This window comes from Lysinibacillus sp. FSL K6-0232 (genome assembly GCF_038008325.1).
Taxonomy (GTDB): Bacteria; Bacillota; Bacilli; order Bacillales_A; family Planococcaceae; genus Lysinibacillus.
In genome coordinates this window covers 3,457,729-3,472,325 of the sequence record NZ_JBBOYW010000001.1, presented here as the reverse complement: position 1 = coordinate 3,472,325, position 14,597 = coordinate 3,457,729, and the positions used below count along the sequence as shown (strand labels likewise).

Annotated in this window: 16 protein-coding genes; 12 read left to right on the top strand and 4 right to left on the bottom strand. The window is 39.7% G+C overall.

The genetic code is table 11. The features are described 5' to 3' along the window. Positions 1-56: 56 nt before the first annotated feature. Both istB and istA read right to left on the bottom strand, forming a co-directional pair. Positions 57-779, bottom strand: a complete 723-nt coding sequence (istB, locus tag MHB42_RS17100; protein ID WP_258860959.1) for an IS21-like element helper ATPase IstB — start codon at positions 777-779, stop codon at positions 57-59. After that, positions 772-2,202, bottom strand: coding sequence for an IS21 family transposase (istA, locus tag MHB42_RS17095; protein ID WP_258860958.1), 1,431 nt, complete (start codon positions 2,200-2,202; stop codon positions 772-774). The genes istB and istA overlap by 8 nt, the downstream gene beginning before the upstream one ends. 207 nt (positions 2,203-2,409) lie before the next feature. On the opposite strand from istA, the gene MHB42_RS17090 reads away from it, so the two are divergent. Together MHB42_RS17090 and MHB42_RS17085 are read left to right on the top strand one after the other, a co-directional pair. Next, the gene (locus MHB42_RS17090; RefSeq protein WP_340807668.1) at positions 2,410-2,955 is read left to right on the top strand and encodes a DUF2815 family protein; all 546 of its coding nucleotides are present in this window, start codon (positions 2,410-2,412) and stop codon (positions 2,953-2,955) included. Positions 2,956-3,027: 72 nt separating this feature from the next. Then, on the top strand, positions 3,028-3,348 hold the full coding sequence (locus tag MHB42_RS17085) for a hypothetical protein (protein WP_340807667.1): 321 nt from the start codon (positions 3,028-3,030) through the stop codon (positions 3,346-3,348). A 12-nt stretch (positions 3,349-3,360) separates the two neighbouring features. On the opposite strand, the gene MHB42_RS17080 is transcribed toward MHB42_RS17085, so the two are convergent. Further along, positions 3,361-4,490, bottom strand: a protein-coding gene (locus tag MHB42_RS17080; RefSeq protein WP_340804134.1) for an IS3 family transposase whose coding sequence is annotated in 2 segments (ribosomal slippage) — positions 3,361-4,244 and positions 4,244-4,490 — 1,131 coding nt in all. Because the reading frame shifts where the segments join, the coding sequence is not laid out codon by codon here. A 77-nt stretch (positions 4,491-4,567) separates the two neighbouring features. Between MHB42_RS17080 and MHB42_RS17075 the strand changes: the two genes are divergently transcribed. Next, positions 4,568-6,202 (top strand): DNA polymerase, encoded by a 1,635-nt coding sequence (locus MHB42_RS17075; protein WP_340807666.1) that lies wholly within the window; start codon positions 4,568-4,570, stop codon positions 6,200-6,202. 284 nt (positions 6,203-6,486) lie between these two features. On the opposite strand, the gene MHB42_RS17070 is transcribed toward MHB42_RS17075, so the two are convergent. Further along, positions 6,487-7,086, bottom strand: coding sequence for a TetR/AcrR family transcriptional regulator (locus tag MHB42_RS17070; RefSeq protein ID WP_340807665.1), 600 nt, complete (start codon positions 7,084-7,086; stop codon positions 6,487-6,489). 103 nt (positions 7,087-7,189) lie between these two features. On the opposite strand from MHB42_RS17070, the gene MHB42_RS17065 reads away from it, so the two are divergent. The 9 genes from MHB42_RS17065 (at position 7,190) to MHB42_RS17025 (ending at position 14,552) form a co-directional block, all read left to right on the top strand. Next, a complete protein-coding gene (locus MHB42_RS17065; protein ID WP_015926217.1) occupies positions 7,190-7,903 on the top strand; it encodes a GAP family protein in 714 nt (237 codons plus the stop codon). Between the two features lie 25 nt (positions 7,904-7,928). Further along, entirely contained in the window at positions 7,929-8,147 is a 219-nt protein-coding gene (locus MHB42_RS17060) for a hypothetical protein (protein ID WP_000658732.1), read from the top strand. A gap of 384 nt (positions 8,148-8,531) precedes the next feature. Continuing rightward, positions 8,532-9,284: a phage antirepressor KilAC domain-containing protein gene (locus MHB42_RS17055; RefSeq protein ID WP_124763829.1), complete on the top strand. Its 753-nt coding sequence runs from the start codon at positions 8,532-8,534 to the stop codon at positions 9,282-9,284. Then, positions 9,284-9,718 carry a DUF7768 domain-containing protein gene (locus MHB42_RS17050; protein ID WP_340807661.1) on the top strand — a complete coding sequence of 145 codons (435 nt, stop codon included), beginning with the start codon at positions 9,284-9,286 and terminating at the stop codon, positions 9,716-9,718. The genes MHB42_RS17055 and MHB42_RS17050 overlap by 1 nt, the downstream gene beginning before the upstream one ends. Then, positions 9,715-12,081: a virulence-associated E family protein gene (locus tag MHB42_RS17045; RefSeq protein WP_340807660.1), complete on the top strand. Its 2,367-nt coding sequence runs from the start codon at positions 9,715-9,717 to the stop codon at positions 12,079-12,081. Before MHB42_RS17050 ends, MHB42_RS17045 begins: the two co-directional genes overlap by 4 nt. Positions 12,082-12,300: 219 nt before the next feature. Beyond that, positions 12,301-12,582 (top strand): VRR-NUC domain-containing protein, encoded by a 282-nt coding sequence (locus tag MHB42_RS17040; protein ID WP_340807659.1) that lies wholly within the window; start codon positions 12,301-12,303, stop codon positions 12,580-12,582. Next, positions 12,563-13,924: a DEAD/DEAH box helicase gene (locus MHB42_RS17035; RefSeq protein ID WP_340807657.1), complete on the top strand. Its 1,362-nt coding sequence runs from the start codon at positions 12,563-12,565 to the stop codon at positions 13,922-13,924. The genes MHB42_RS17040 and MHB42_RS17035 overlap by 20 nt, the downstream gene beginning before the upstream one ends. Beyond that, on the top strand, positions 13,921-14,142 hold the full coding sequence (locus tag MHB42_RS17030) for a hypothetical protein (RefSeq protein ID WP_264371224.1): 222 nt from the start codon (positions 13,921-13,923) through the stop codon (positions 14,140-14,142). Before MHB42_RS17035 ends, MHB42_RS17030 begins: the two co-directional genes overlap by 4 nt. Next, positions 14,139-14,552, top strand: a complete 414-nt coding sequence (locus MHB42_RS17025) for a DUF1492 domain-containing protein (protein WP_340807655.1) — start codon at positions 14,139-14,141, stop codon at positions 14,550-14,552. The genes MHB42_RS17030 and MHB42_RS17025 overlap by 4 nt, the downstream gene beginning before the upstream one ends. Positions 14,553-14,597 lie beyond the last annotated feature (45 nt).

The window sequence follows — 14,597 nt, the reverse complement described above, 5'->3', positions numbered from 1 at the left end:
GAAAAGTGCAGAGAATTGCAACGAAAAATACAGAGCATTGCCACCCAATATTTTCTCTATTTTCTCGACAACGCATTGGTTAAACGGAAGCTCTGACCCGTGTATGAAATAATATGGGCGTGGTGAATCAAACGATCCACCAGAGCTGCCGTTAAACGTGAATCCGAGAAAATGCGGTTCCACTGACTAAATTCTAAATTTGATGTGATAATCAAGCTCTTTTGTTCATAGAACTCTGAAATAATTTGAAACAGTAATTCTGCTCCTTCTTTACCAAAAGGCAAATAACCCATTTCATCTAAAATCATTAAATCAACTTTCTCTAATTTACTTCTAAATTGCTTTAATTTCCCTACAAGGAGTGCTTGCTCTAATTCTTCAACCAAATGTGAAACGCGATAAAAACGCACTTCAAATCCTTGTTCACAAGCTTTTCGTCCAAGTGCAGAAGCTAAATGAGTTTTACCTGTTCCAGGTGCTCCAACTAAAATGATATTCTCTTTTCTTCGAATGAAATCTAGTCGCTCTAATTCATCTTTTGTTAAATGGCTAGGTAAACAAATATCTTTATGCCACTGGTAACTTTCAAGCGTCTTCGTATCGATAAAACGTGCCTGCTTCAAATTACGCGCTATTTTTGCTTGTTCTCTGCCAAGCTGCTCTTTTAATAAAATTTGATAAATATATTCTTCTGGATCGGTAAAAGGTACCACTTTAATGGCTTCTGCCACATAAGCCAATCTCAATTGCTTACAGAGCGTTAAAATCGCTTCATTCATGATTCAACGCCTCCGTTCCTTTTGGCGATAAGGCATCATATTCTGTCCAATTCACACCGTAAGGGTGTTCTGTCTCTTCTACCTCACGTCCAATATAACTATAAAAGTTTTGATCAATGTCATTCATATCATGTGTGAGTAAAAGCGTCAGTAATTCATTAATCCGTTGTTTTCTTAAGGCAAGCGAAGGCACTGTTAAATACTCTTTAATACGCGCTGGTAAATAGTTTGAATAACGAGAATGCCCTACAACACGTGGTTTTTTCAACCAATCTTTTAAAATCTCCTTCCAAGGAATAAAACGGCGTTTTCTCATATAAGGACGGGCATCAGATAATAGAATTTCACCGTCATTTGTGATGACTTTATACGAATCCCAATATGTCACACAAGAAAGTTGGACGTAGTTCCTTGCTCTTGGTACATGAATCAAATGTCCATCAAGCTTGAATTCATTATACTTATTAAACTTTATCAGAAACTGCTTAAATATCGGATATGGTTCTTCAGGTAATTTGATCAATTGCTTTTGTTCAAGCTGCCATAGCTCATCAATCAGTACTTCCTTTTTATAATGAATTCGTTGACGATCATTTGCTAACTGCTGTTCTAATTGATTTCCTAAATCCTCAAGGTCTTTAATGACAGGTGGCAAGCTAAAGAAATTATAGCGTACATAGCCAACCTTTCTTTCTACATGACCTTTTTCATTTCCTTTGCGTGGGTTACACACTTGCACTTTAAAGCCGTAATATTGTTGGAAATGTCGGAAGGCTTCGGTTAATTGGGCCTCTGAATCTCCTTTTCTTACTTTTTTCACCGCAGGTGTTAGGTTATCAATTCGAATGCTCAAAGGAATACCACCAGCCTGTTTAAACAACATTTGAAGTCCACCTAAAAAACATTCTAAGTTTTCACCAGGCATCGGCACCGCAAATGCTGTATTACTTGCAGGGAATGACATGACTAATGCGTGAACATCAATAATTTCCCCATCTTGAACAGCCTCCATTACACCGAAGTCTACCTGTGCTTCTCCTCCTGGATGATTTAAACGTTCATGCCCTTTATCTGCTTCCTCTTCTTCTGTTGCTTTCCATTCTTGAATAAAATTACAAAGCGTTCTGTAAGAACCTTTGAATCCCATCTTTACTAGATCCTCAAGCATTTTCTTGTTTGTACGGCGTAATTTTTTCTTTAGTTTTAAATCCTCTTCTAACCAATCAACTACGATTTCTCCCCATTTTTCGTCGTACATCATGCCTTTTTTCAGGTGAGTTTTCTCCTGCGGCAACTGATCCCCATCACCGTATTTCTTGGCAGTACGCCAATTGACTTGCATTGTATTGGCGATTTCAGTAATCGATAATCCTTTTTCATTTCGTAATGTTTTGATACAATTAACTTCAGACATTGCTAGCATCCTTTCAAACCTCCACTGGTAAAATTCGACACTTTAACAGTAGAGTGACTTGGGGTGGCTGGCAAGTCTATTTTTTTGCACTAAAAAAGTGCTAGACTCTGTACAAATTCGCTGCACTAGTCTGCACTTTTATTATGCAATACACACCAGCTATGAATATATCAAACGTAAATAACGAATTTAACGAAATAACGGAGGAATTGGAATATGAATAATCAAAACAGAACGAAGGTTATTACAAGTGTCAACACCCGTCTCAGCTACTTTCACGGCTGGGAACCCGTATCCATCAATGGCGGAGCGGAAAAGTACAGCGTATCCGTATTGATTCCCAAAACAGATAAGGAAACCATCAATGCTATCAATGCAGCAGTAGATGCAGCCATTGAAGAGGGCATTGCACAGTTTGGTGGTAAAAAGCCGAATAAGGCGGCTATCAAACTGCCACTTCGTGATGGTGATGTAGAACGTGATGATGAGGCTTATAAAGGGCATTATTTTGTAAATGCCAACAGCAAGACGCCACCCCAAATAGTAGATAAAGCGGTTAGACCTATCTTGGATCGCAACGAGGTTTACAGCGGTTGTTATGCAAGAGTATCCCTAAATTTCTATGCTTTTAACTCTAATGGCAATAAGGGTGTAGCATGTGGTCTTGGCAACATCCAGAAGATAAGAGATGGAGAGCCTTTAGGTGGAAGGACCAATGCAGCTGATGACTTCACAACTATTGATGATGATTTTCTAGCATAAGGAATAAATACAGACGAGGTGGTGGAGGTTGTTCTTCTGCCACCTCGTTTGCATTGGAAAGGGCGGTAATATATGAATTCTATTTCTATTGATATTGAAACATTTAGTAGTGCCAACCTTCAAAAGTCTGGAGTTTACCGTTATGCAGAGAGTGATGATTTTGAAATTCTACTATTTGGTTATTCGGTGGATGGCGGTGAAGTACAGGTGGTTGACCTTGCCAGTGGGGAGGAAATCCCCGATGAAATTATAAACGCACTTATGGATGATTCCGTTACCAAGTGGGCTTTCAATGCAATGTTTGAGCGTGTGTGTCTATCAAAATGGCTTAACCTTACTGAATATCTTAACCCCGCATCCTGGAAATGTTCCATGATGGAATGTCAACACTAAACTGGACAAAAATCATGTGGGCTGTAGCTTGAATTCCATCGGCGTTAAATAGCCAAGAGTTCCGTGGATACGGATGTTGTTAAACCAATGAACGTAATCGTCAAGTTCAAGAGCGAGCTGTTCAAGGGAAGTGAAGTGGGCTTGATTTGCGAATTCGGTTTTAAATACCTTAAATGTCGCTTCGGCCACGGCGTTATCGTAAGGGCAACCCTTCATGCTGAGTGATCGTTGGATGCCGAACGTCTCGAGTGCTTCTGAAATCAGCTTGTTATCGAACTCTTTGCCTCGATCTGTATGAAACATTTTCACGTCATTCAAATTGGCTTCAATACTTGCTAACGCTTTATACACAAGGTCTGCGGTTTTATTTTCACCTGCACTATGACCGATGATTTCTCGATTGAAAAGGTCGACAAATAAGCATACATAGTGCCACTTTTTTCCGACACGGACGTATGTTAAATCGCTGACAATAACAGCTAATTGCTTGTTCTGATTGAATTCACGTTGTAATTCATTTTTTACAGGTGCTTCGTTACAGTTGGCTTGATGAGGCTTAAATTGCGCTACTGTATAGTTTGAAACTAAGCCCATTTCGCTCATTAAACGACCAATTCGGCGTCTTGATACTTGTTTCGGCTCTGCTAATTTCATCAGTTCTTTTTTGATTTTACGTGTTCCATAGTTGTTACGACTGGCTTTGAATATGCGTTCGATTTCTTTTGAAAGTGCGGCGTCTTCAGCTTTTCTTGCACGCTCACCAGAAAGGTCCGCATGGTAATAATACGTACTTCTTTTAATGTCGAGGACGGCACACATTGCTGATACCGAATACTTGTGAGCGTTGTTACGAATCACATTTATTTTCGTCCCATGATCAGCGCCGCTTGCTTTAAAATATCGTTCTCCATCAATAAGCGTTGGTTTTCTTTGCGTAAGCGATCTAGCTCAGTTTCTTCTTCTGTCCGGTTATCCTTCGCAGCGAAAGAACCAGTTGCTTGATGATTTTTAATCCATTTATCAAGAGCTGAAGCAGTTAAATCGTATTCACGGACAATATCTGCACGAGACTTTCCGTTTTCATAAAGCTTCACCATTTGCAGTTTAAATTCAGGTGTAAATGTTCGACGTTGACGTGTCATAAAAGCACGCTCCCTTAAGTTATTAGTCTAAGTTTACAACCCCTCATTTATTCTGTCTAACTTAGTGTAGCCTATCCATGATATGGTCGGCATATATGGGATTACCTCTTTCTTTGGAGGGAGTCGGTGCAGTTCTAGGTTTGGAGAAACAAAAGCTAACAGAGGGTAAAGACCTCATCAAATATTTCTGTACACCTTGCTCCCCTACAAAATCTAATGGTGATCGAGTTCGTAATTTACCAGAACACGACATGGATAAATGGGAGCGGTTTAAAGTATATAACATTCGCGATGTGGAATCCGAGATGTCAATACAACAGAAATTATCCAAGTTTCAAGTACCAGAGAACATCTGGGAGGAATATCATCTCGACCAGGTAATCAATGATCGTGGCATTGCCATTGACATGACTTTCGTAAAACAGGCTGTAGAGATGGATGAAAATTCTCGTGAAAAGCTAATGGCTACGATGCAAGATATAACTAATTTGGAGAATCCAAACTCTGTACAACAAATGAAAGACTGGCTTGCCGACAATGGGCTAGAAACAGATACCCTTGGTAAAAAAGCGGTTGCTGAGATGTTAAAGACGGCTCCTGAACCACTAGGCACTGTTTTGGAACTTCGCCAGCAGCTTGCAAAATCATCGGTGAAAAAATACACAGCAATGGAGAATGCGGTATGTAGTGACGGTCGTGCAAGAGGAATGTTTCAGTTTTACGGAGCCAACAGAACCGGCAGATTCTCTGGCAGGCTGATTCAGTTGCAAAATCTACCCCAAAACCATATGTCCGATTTGGAACAGGCTCGTGCTTTAGTTCGAAGCGGAAACTTTGATGCTCTTACTTTACTATATGATTCAATCCCAGAGGTACTGTCGGAACTTATCCGTACTGCTTTTATACCACGAGAAGGTATGAAGTTCATTGTGGCAGATTTTTCGGCGATTGAGGCTCGCGTCATTGCTTGGCTTGCAGGTGAAAAATGGAGAATAGATGTATTCCAAAACGGCGGTGACATCTACTGTGCCAGTGCGTCTCAAATGTTTAATGTACCTGTTGAAAAGCATGGTGTAAACGGTCACCTTCGTCAGAAAGGGAAAATAGCCGAACTTGCCCTCGGTTATGGTGGATCTGTTGGAGCATTAAAATCAATGGGTGCTTTGGAGATGGGAATAGAAGAAGAGGAACTTCAGCCCCTTGTAACGGCTTGGAGACAATCTAATCCCAATATCACAAAACTTTGGTGGGATGTTGACCGTGCTGTAAAAACTTGTGTTAAGCAAAAGACTCCCACAGCGACACATGGCATTAAATTTATATATCAAAGTGGAATGCTCTTTATTGTCCTTCCTTCTGGTAGACGGCTTGCCTATGTGAAACCTCGTATGGGAGAGAATATGTTCGGCGGTGAGTCGGTTACTTACGAAGGGGTCGGTGGGACGAAGAAATGGGAAAGAATCGAAAGCTATGGACCCAAATTTGTAGAGAATATTGTTCAGGCAATCAGTCGTGACATTTTGTGTCATGCCATGCAGACATTAAAGAATTGTTCCATTGTGGCTCATGTACACGATGAAATTATCATCGAGGCGGATATGGGAATGTCACTTTCCGCTATTTGTGAACAGATGGCTAGGACACCAACATGGGCAAATGGCCTGTTACTCAGTGCTGACGGCTACGAGTGTCAGTTTTATCAAAAAGATTAAATTAATTAGTATTCGGATTATCGTGTGGGAGGAGGTTAAAAGACCTTCAATTTTTAAATAATGAAAACAGGATAGCACTTATTTTATGACCGGTACGTGCTATCTTGTTTGTTTAATAAACGCTCCATTTTTGTGGAATAAAGGGTTAAAATTCGAATCTTGAAGAAATATAGTGAAAGAACCGATTTTGACTCCTCTCTCTATAAAGTTAATAATAAATCAAGGCGTAAGACTAAATCTATTAAAAACACATGGGACAATAATTGATACATCGACCGATTAGCTTAATTGATTTTATTGCAGAGTGTCTCTAAATGATAACGAATAACTTCCTTCACCTTTTCTGGAGAGTATACATCAGGTCTTAATAAAGCATGAATTGACAATCCCTCTATTAATGCCGTTAACCTACTCTTTTCTAATTCTGCATTCATTGAATCTGATAATACGCCTTTTAGAGCTAAGATTTCAATCATTGAATTTGCTAATTCATATGTACCGTCCGTCATTTCATCTTTTTTGTCCTTTATTGTATCACTTGTAAGTGAACGTAATGCAAGAATCCACCAAACACTCGTTTCAATTTTCTTTTCTTCATCTATTGGTACTAGCTCTAATAAAACTTCTTCTACTGCCTGCACTGGGTTTTCTGACCATTCTTTATTTTGAGAACGTTTTTTCCCTTCTTCTAAGTAGTAATTCATAATAAATAATAACATTTCATCTTGAGTTGAAAAATAATGTCTTAACGCACCAGAAGACATCCCTGCCTCAGCTGCAACTCTTCGTATAGACGCTTTCTCAACCCCTTCTTCCCTAATAATATTCCATGCAGCCTCAGCAATTTGTTTGCGCTTTTCATCATGATCAACAATTTTTGGCATTATAAAAATCACTTCCTTTATTTAGCACAGTGTGTTATTATCTTTTTATAGCACGGTGTGTTAAATAGATAATACCACAACATTTAAAGGAGGACTAGTTTGTTTGATCGAAACTATTGAAGCATTGATGCCTTCTTCATCATTAGACATTTCTTCAGCATTAATGATTATTTCTTTGTGTGCTTTAATTGATATTTTAAGTCCCGGTGTACTGACTGTAACAGCCTATTTATTACTGACACAACCGAATCAGTTATCTTCTCGTTTATTTGTGTTTTTATTCATCACGCAGTTAGGCTATTTCATCACGGGTTTATTACTCTACTTTGGTGGAAATTCATTATTGAAGAGAATAGAACAATTGTCTCAGTTTGACTTTATCAATTGGTTTTATATCCTACTTGGAGCAGTTCTTGTTCTAATAAGCTTCAGTAAACCAAAAGAGACTACAAAAAAACGTTTAATTTCATTTATCCCCAAAAATACAACAATTAAAGGGATGATTATACTAGGAATCATTGTTTTCCTAATTGAATTTGTAACGGCATTGCCTTACTTTTATTCAATCTTTTTAATGAATCATCAAACAATTGAGACTACACCTGCTATCTTAATAATAATTGGATACAATCTAGTAATGGTGCTTCCTTCTCTATTACTGTTAGGGGTTAATATTATATTTAAAGAAAGATTGCAACAATTTCTTATTAAAATCAGGTCAAAATTAAATGAAGCTCCAATCTCTTCACTCTTGGTAGCGACAGGAGTCATAGGTGCAGTTTTTTTTAATATCGGTCTTAGAGGCATATTAAATTAGAAAAAATATTAAAGAGGTGTTCATCATGAAAGAAATTATCAGTGGTCTCAGTCTACTTTTTATTATTCAGGGAATAGGCGGATTAATCAATCATTTGACTAATGGGGGAAAAAGTTGGTTTTTAGTAAATTATATTGATGCGTTTCAAGGGTTTGAAATCGTTTTGGACATTGTATTTATTGCAGTTGGTGGAATCATAGCTTTAGCCACTCGTAAAATAACATCAAGTAAAAGCAATAAGTGAATGATGTAAAATAAAAAATACAGAGTGAGAATTTCTCGCTCTGTATTTTTTATTTTAATTGATTCTCCTCGAGGCTCTACCAACCTTACTCATCCAGGTCATAGATAAAATATGATACCAAAATGATTGTTTTCCTCTTCTCTTATTAGCTCCAAATCCTATAGGCCTATTACAGTTTACGTTACCATTTTTTGTTCATCAATCTAGTCCGTTTGTAAAAGTAGAAAATTACTGAATCAGCTTTTAAATCTATTTTACATACACAAATTTCGAACAAAAATCCGGATGTATAATTTATTTTTTCAAAATCCTCAACAATCATTACCTCCTGTGGCTATTAGGTAGAGGAACTTTCCTCTGACTATATTGCAGGAGGTAATTCGTATGGACGAATTAGTAAAAATCAATTATGAAAATCAACGACCAACCGTACTCGGTCGTGATTTACATGAAGCCTTGGAAGTAAAGACCGCTTATAAAGATTGGTTTCCAAGAATGTGTGAGTACGGATTTGAGGAAGGGTCAGACTTTAGCTCATTTTTGAGCGAAAGTACTGGAGGCAGACCAAGCATAGACCATCAGTTAACAATTGATATGGCAAAAGAGCTATGTATGATACAGCGTACTCCAAAAGGAAAACAATGCCGTCAATACTTTCTTGAAATAGAAAGACGATGGAATTCCCCTGAGGCGATCATGGCAAGGGCATTACAGTTTGCCAATCAACAACTAACTCAAGTAAGGAATCAAAATAAAGTGCTTGAAGGTACGGTTGCTGTTCAGAATCAGCAAATTGCAGAAATGAAACCGAAAGTGTCTTATTACGATGTGGTTTTAAATTGCAAAGACCTCATTTCCACATCAGCAATCGCCAAAGATTACGGTAAGTCAGCTATTTGGATGAACCGCTATCTTAATAAAAAGGGCATCCAATTTAAACAAGGAGGCATTTGGCTCTTATATCAGAAGTATGCGGAAAAAGGCTACACCAGTACTAAGACACATAGCTACCTTGGCAGTAACGGTGAACAGCATACAAAGGTCCATACATATTGGACTCAAAAAGGCAGACTCTTCATTTACGAACTGATGAAGGCAGACGGTATTTTGCCTCAGATAGAAATGGAGGGTGTGTAATGGGAATCAACAAATTCAATCACGAAGGATACCATGACCCAACTCCCCATGAAGCACTGACCAACATAATGAAAAAGGAAAAGGCAGAGAAAAAATCTGCCTTTAAGCCGCTTGTATATATCTGTTCTCCCTATTCCGGTGATGTAGAAGGAAACATTAAAAAGGCTCGTAGTTTTTGCAGGTTTGCCTTAGACCAAAACTGTATTCCGATTGCTCCCCATCTTATGTTTCCACAGTTTATGGATGATGAAAATCCAGAGGAACGGGAGCTTGCCATATTTATGGACATCGTGCTCATGGGCAAATGCTCCGAGGTGTGGGTGCTGGGCAATACCATCTCAAAAGGTATGGCGAGGGAAATTGAAGTAGCCAAGAAACGCAGACAAACAGTCAGATATTTTAGTCCGGAGCATGAGGAGGTTGATAGCTTATGAAAATTGCAGTGGGCAATAGCCGGATGGACAGGAAATGGAAAAACAAAGATATCTCCTGGGAGGATTTTTGTTCCCGTGTAAAGACAACCCAACGTACTACAGAAACGGTAGAAGAATATCGAAAACTTAAAAAAGGTCAACAAGATGATATCAAAGATGTCGGTGGCTTTGTCGGAGGGCATTTAAAAGAAGGAAGGCGAAAGAAGGGCAATGTTCTCTGCCGCTCTTTACTTACCCTTGATATGGATTACGGTAGGCCCGATATTTGGGAGCAAATCAGTATGCTTTTCGATTTCAAATGCTGCGTTTACTCCACCCATAAGCACACACCGGAAAATCCAAGACTTAGACTTATCGTTCCACTTGCTCGTGAGATCAGCGAAGAAGAATACGCAGCCGTTGGACGTATGGTGGCAAAAGAAATCGGTATTGACCTTTTTGATGATACGACATATGAAGCGCATCGCCTAATGTATTGGCCATCCACTTCATCTAACGGTGAATTTGTCTATGAAGAGCAGGATGGAGTATTACTTGACCCGGATATTTATCTTGCAAAATATGAAAACTGGCGAGATACATCAACTTGGCCTGTATCAAGCAGGCAGTCTGAGGTTATTAATCGCAGTCTTAAAGAGCAAGCAGACCCGCTTTTAAAGGAAGGTGTGGTAGGAACATTCTGTCGTGCCTACTCCGTTCGTGAAGCAATTGATAAATTTTTAGGCGCAGTTTATGAACCCTCTGCTATGGAAGGACGCTATGACTATATTCCAGCTGACAGTAGTGCGGGTGTGATTATCTATGATGATAAATTTGCATACAGCCACCATGCTACTGACCCAGCAAGCGGCCTGCTTCTTAATGCTTTTGATCTCGTTCGTATTCATAAATTCGGTACTTTAGATGATAGAGCTTCCACTACTATAGCTCCTGGAAAGATGCCGTCTTTTGTGGCAATGTGCGAGTTTGCTATAAAAGATGAAGCGGTAAAAGCTGAGTTCGCAAAGGAGAGACAGGCTCAGGCTGAAGAGGAGTTTAGTGATGAGGATTGGCAGACAGGTTTGGAACTGGATAAGCAAGGTCGGATAAAAGACACTTTAGACAACATTGTCTTGATTATTCGGCATGATGAGGAATTACAACATATCGCTTTCAATTGCCACCGTGATGGGATTGATGCCAAAGGTGGTCTGCCTTGGGAACAGATCAAGGCTGGTTGGAATGATTCGGATAACGCGCTTCTTAAGGTGTACTTAAGCAGTAAATACGGAGTCTATTCTCCTACCAAGACCAAAGATGCTGTGTTAGCTGTAGCGTCAGAACGAGCCTACCACCCTGTTAAGGAGTATCTCGACTCACTGCCAAAATGGGATGGTATTAGTCGAGTAGAAAATCTACTCATTGATTATTTCGGTGCAACAGATAATTCCTACACAAAGGCAATTATTCGCAAAACGATGGTTGCAGCGGTAGCCCGTATTTATAGACCAGGCACAAAGTTTGATAGTGTTCTTATCTTAAATGGTCCTCAAGGCATCGGTAAATCAACTTTCTTTGCCAAGCTTGCCGGAGATTGGTTTTCAGACAGTTTAACTCTCACGGACATGAAAGATAAATCTGGGGCTGAAAAACTTCAGGGATATTGGTTGTTGGAACTCGGTGAGCTTGCAGGAATGCGTAAGACGGATGTGGAGATTGTGAAGTCCTTTATTTCGAGGGCGGATGATAAGTACCGTGCCAGTTATGGGGTCAACGTCGAAAGCCATCCCCGTCAATGCGTAATTGTGGGTTCTACCAATGCAGAAAGCGGATTTCTTCGGGATATTACGGGTAACCGCAGATTTTGGCCAGTCCGCATTAGCGGTAACAGTAGAAAGAAAGCTTGGCAGATGACCAAAGAGGAAGTACAGCAGATTTGGGCAGAGGCTCTAGTTCTTTATGAGAAGGGCGAAAAACTCTACCTTGAAGGTGATGATGTAACCATGGCAACCAGTGAACAGGCAGATGCTATGGAAACAGATGAACGAGAAGGACTGGTTCGTACCTACTTGGATACGCTCTTACCGGATGATTGGGACACAATGTCTTTGTACGAGCGTAGAAATTTCCTCGGCGGTAGCGAATTTGGCGGCGGCACCCGTGTTGGAACAGTAAAAAGAATTCTTGTTTGCAATATGGAAATTTGGTGTGAGTGTTTCGGTAAAGAGGCATCAATGCTAAAACCATCAGATTCCTATGCCATCGGTGCCATTATGAGAAAGATCAGTGAGTGGAACAAGTACACTGGGAACAAGAATGGTGTTGTGACGTTTCCTGTCTACGGAAAGCAACGAGCTTATTCCCGAGTCGAGGAACAACGCTAAGTTGTACCTTACCTTGTTCCCATACTGGTTCTTTCCCTAAAGCTAGTAACGATAAGGAAAATCAACGGTTCGGAACAAGTGGAACAAGAAGTATCCTATTTATTTATAAATAGTAAAAAGAAGTAATAGTAGCCTGTGCATACACGCATACGCGCGCGTATAGGAAAAATGGTTCAAAGTTGTTTTCTTGTTCCGAGCTTTTTATAGTGGGAGGTTTTTATGCTTGAAAAATATATCGAAAAGAAACTGGTGGCGGAGGTAAAAAAGATGGGAGGCATTGCGGCGAAGTTTGTTAGTCCAGGTTTAGATGGAATGCCAGACCGCCTAGTGCTTTTACCATATGGGAAGATGGCTTTTATAGAATTAAAGGCTCCCGGAAAGAAACCTCGTCCGTTACAGATTAGAAGAATAAGGCAATTACAGAAGTTAGGCTTTACCTGCTATGTCATTGATGATGTTCAGCAGATTGGAGGGATACTGAGTGAAATACAATCCTCATAAATATCAGACCTATGCAACGAACTTCATTCTAGACCATCCCATTGCTGCGGTGTTTCTAGAAATGGGTCTTGGCAAAAGTGTCATTACTCTAACGGCTATATTTGACCTATGTCTTGATCGTTTTGAAATTGGAAAGGTTCTGGTCATTGCTCCACTTCGAGTAGCAAGGGATACTTGGCCAGCTGAGATAAATAAGTGGGAGCATTTAAAAGGACTGGAGTTTTCAGTAGCCATCGGAACAGAACAGGAGCGATTGGCGGCTCTTAGAAAACCTGCAAGTGTCTATCTTATAAACAGAGAAAATGTTGACTGGTTAGTAAATAAAAGTGGCATCCCTTTTGATTATGACATGGTGGTAATCGATGAGCTATCATCTTTTAAGTCCTATGGTGCCAAAAGATTTAAAAGTTTACTAAAAGTAAGGCCGAGGGCAAAACGGATCGTGGGTCTTACGGGTACACCATCCAGTAATGGGTTAATGGATTTGTGGGCAGAGTTTCGTATTCTCGACATGGGTAAAAGACTCGGCAGATACATAACTCACTACCGCAATTCCTTTTTTACACCGGATAAACGTAATCAGCAAATCGTATTTTCATATAAACCATTGCCAGGTGCTGAAGATGCCATTTATCAGCTCATTTCGGATATTACCATTTCCATGAAATCAGTCGATTTTCTGAAAATGCCAGAGTGCGTGATCAATGAAGTACCAGTATATCTAAATGACAAAGAACAATCCGTATATGATCACTTTCGTGAAGAGATGGTTATTGAATTTGCTGATGAAGAAATAGATGCCATGAATGCAGCCGTCCTTTCAGGCAAACTCCTGCAAATGGCAAATGGTGCGATCTATGATGATGATAAAAATCCTCATATTATCCACGACCGCAAGCTAGATGCTCTTGAGGATTTAATTGAAGGTACTAACGGAAAACCTGTGCTTATTGCCTATTGGTATAATCACGATTTAGAGCGTATTAAGGCAAAATTCAATGTACGAGAAATTAAGACTTCCAAGGATATTAAGGATTGGAACAACGGCGATATTTCTGTAGCGGTTATCCATCCTGCATCAGCGGGACACGGCCTTAACTTACAAAGTGGTGGTTCAACGCTTATCTGGTTTGGACTTACTTGGAGTCTGGAACTCTATCAGCAAACCAATGCGAGACTTTGGAGACAAGGACAAAATGAAACCGTGGTTATCCATCACATTATTACTAAAGGCACGATTGATGAAGATGTTATGAATGCTTTGAAGAAAAAGGAAAAGACACAGTCCGACCTTATCAATGCTGTCAAAGCAAATCTTGGGAAAGAGAGGGATGCTGTATGATGGATGCATTTGAAAAACTGGCGAATGCCATTATTCTACAGGCAGTTAAAGATTATCGTTTTGCACTGAAAAGACTAGCAAAACACCCTCGCAATGATTCTGCTTTATATACAAAACGTGAGGTTGAGTGCTTCTTTCATTCTGAATTGTTCAATGTCCTCACCTCTCTAAACCCTGACATGTTAATTCAACAACTACAAGAGGAGGTGGTGCGATGATGACAGCTAAGGAATTCTTAAAACAGGCTTACCGTTTGAATGAATTGATTAACTCCGACCTTGAAGAGTTGCAAAACTTAAGGGATTTATCAAGAAGTGTTTCATCCCCTGTGCTTGATGAGAAAGTCAGTCGAACCAAGAGTACTGACCCACCCTTTGAAAAGTATGTGATTAGAATAGTAGATTTGGAGCAACAGATACAACAAGAGGTTGAACGGCTAGTAAAGCTTAAATCAGATATCCGTGAAGCAATTAACCAGATGGAAAACGTAGATGAGAAGCTGATTCTTCGCTACCGATACATTAACTTTCTTAACTGGGAAGAAATCTGTGTCAACCTTAATGTTTCTATGAGAACCGTGCATAGACTCCATTCATCCGCTTTGCAACATCTAAAGGTTCCAAAATAATCGGAAAATGAAAAGGCATTACATATTTCTGCTACCATGTAATGC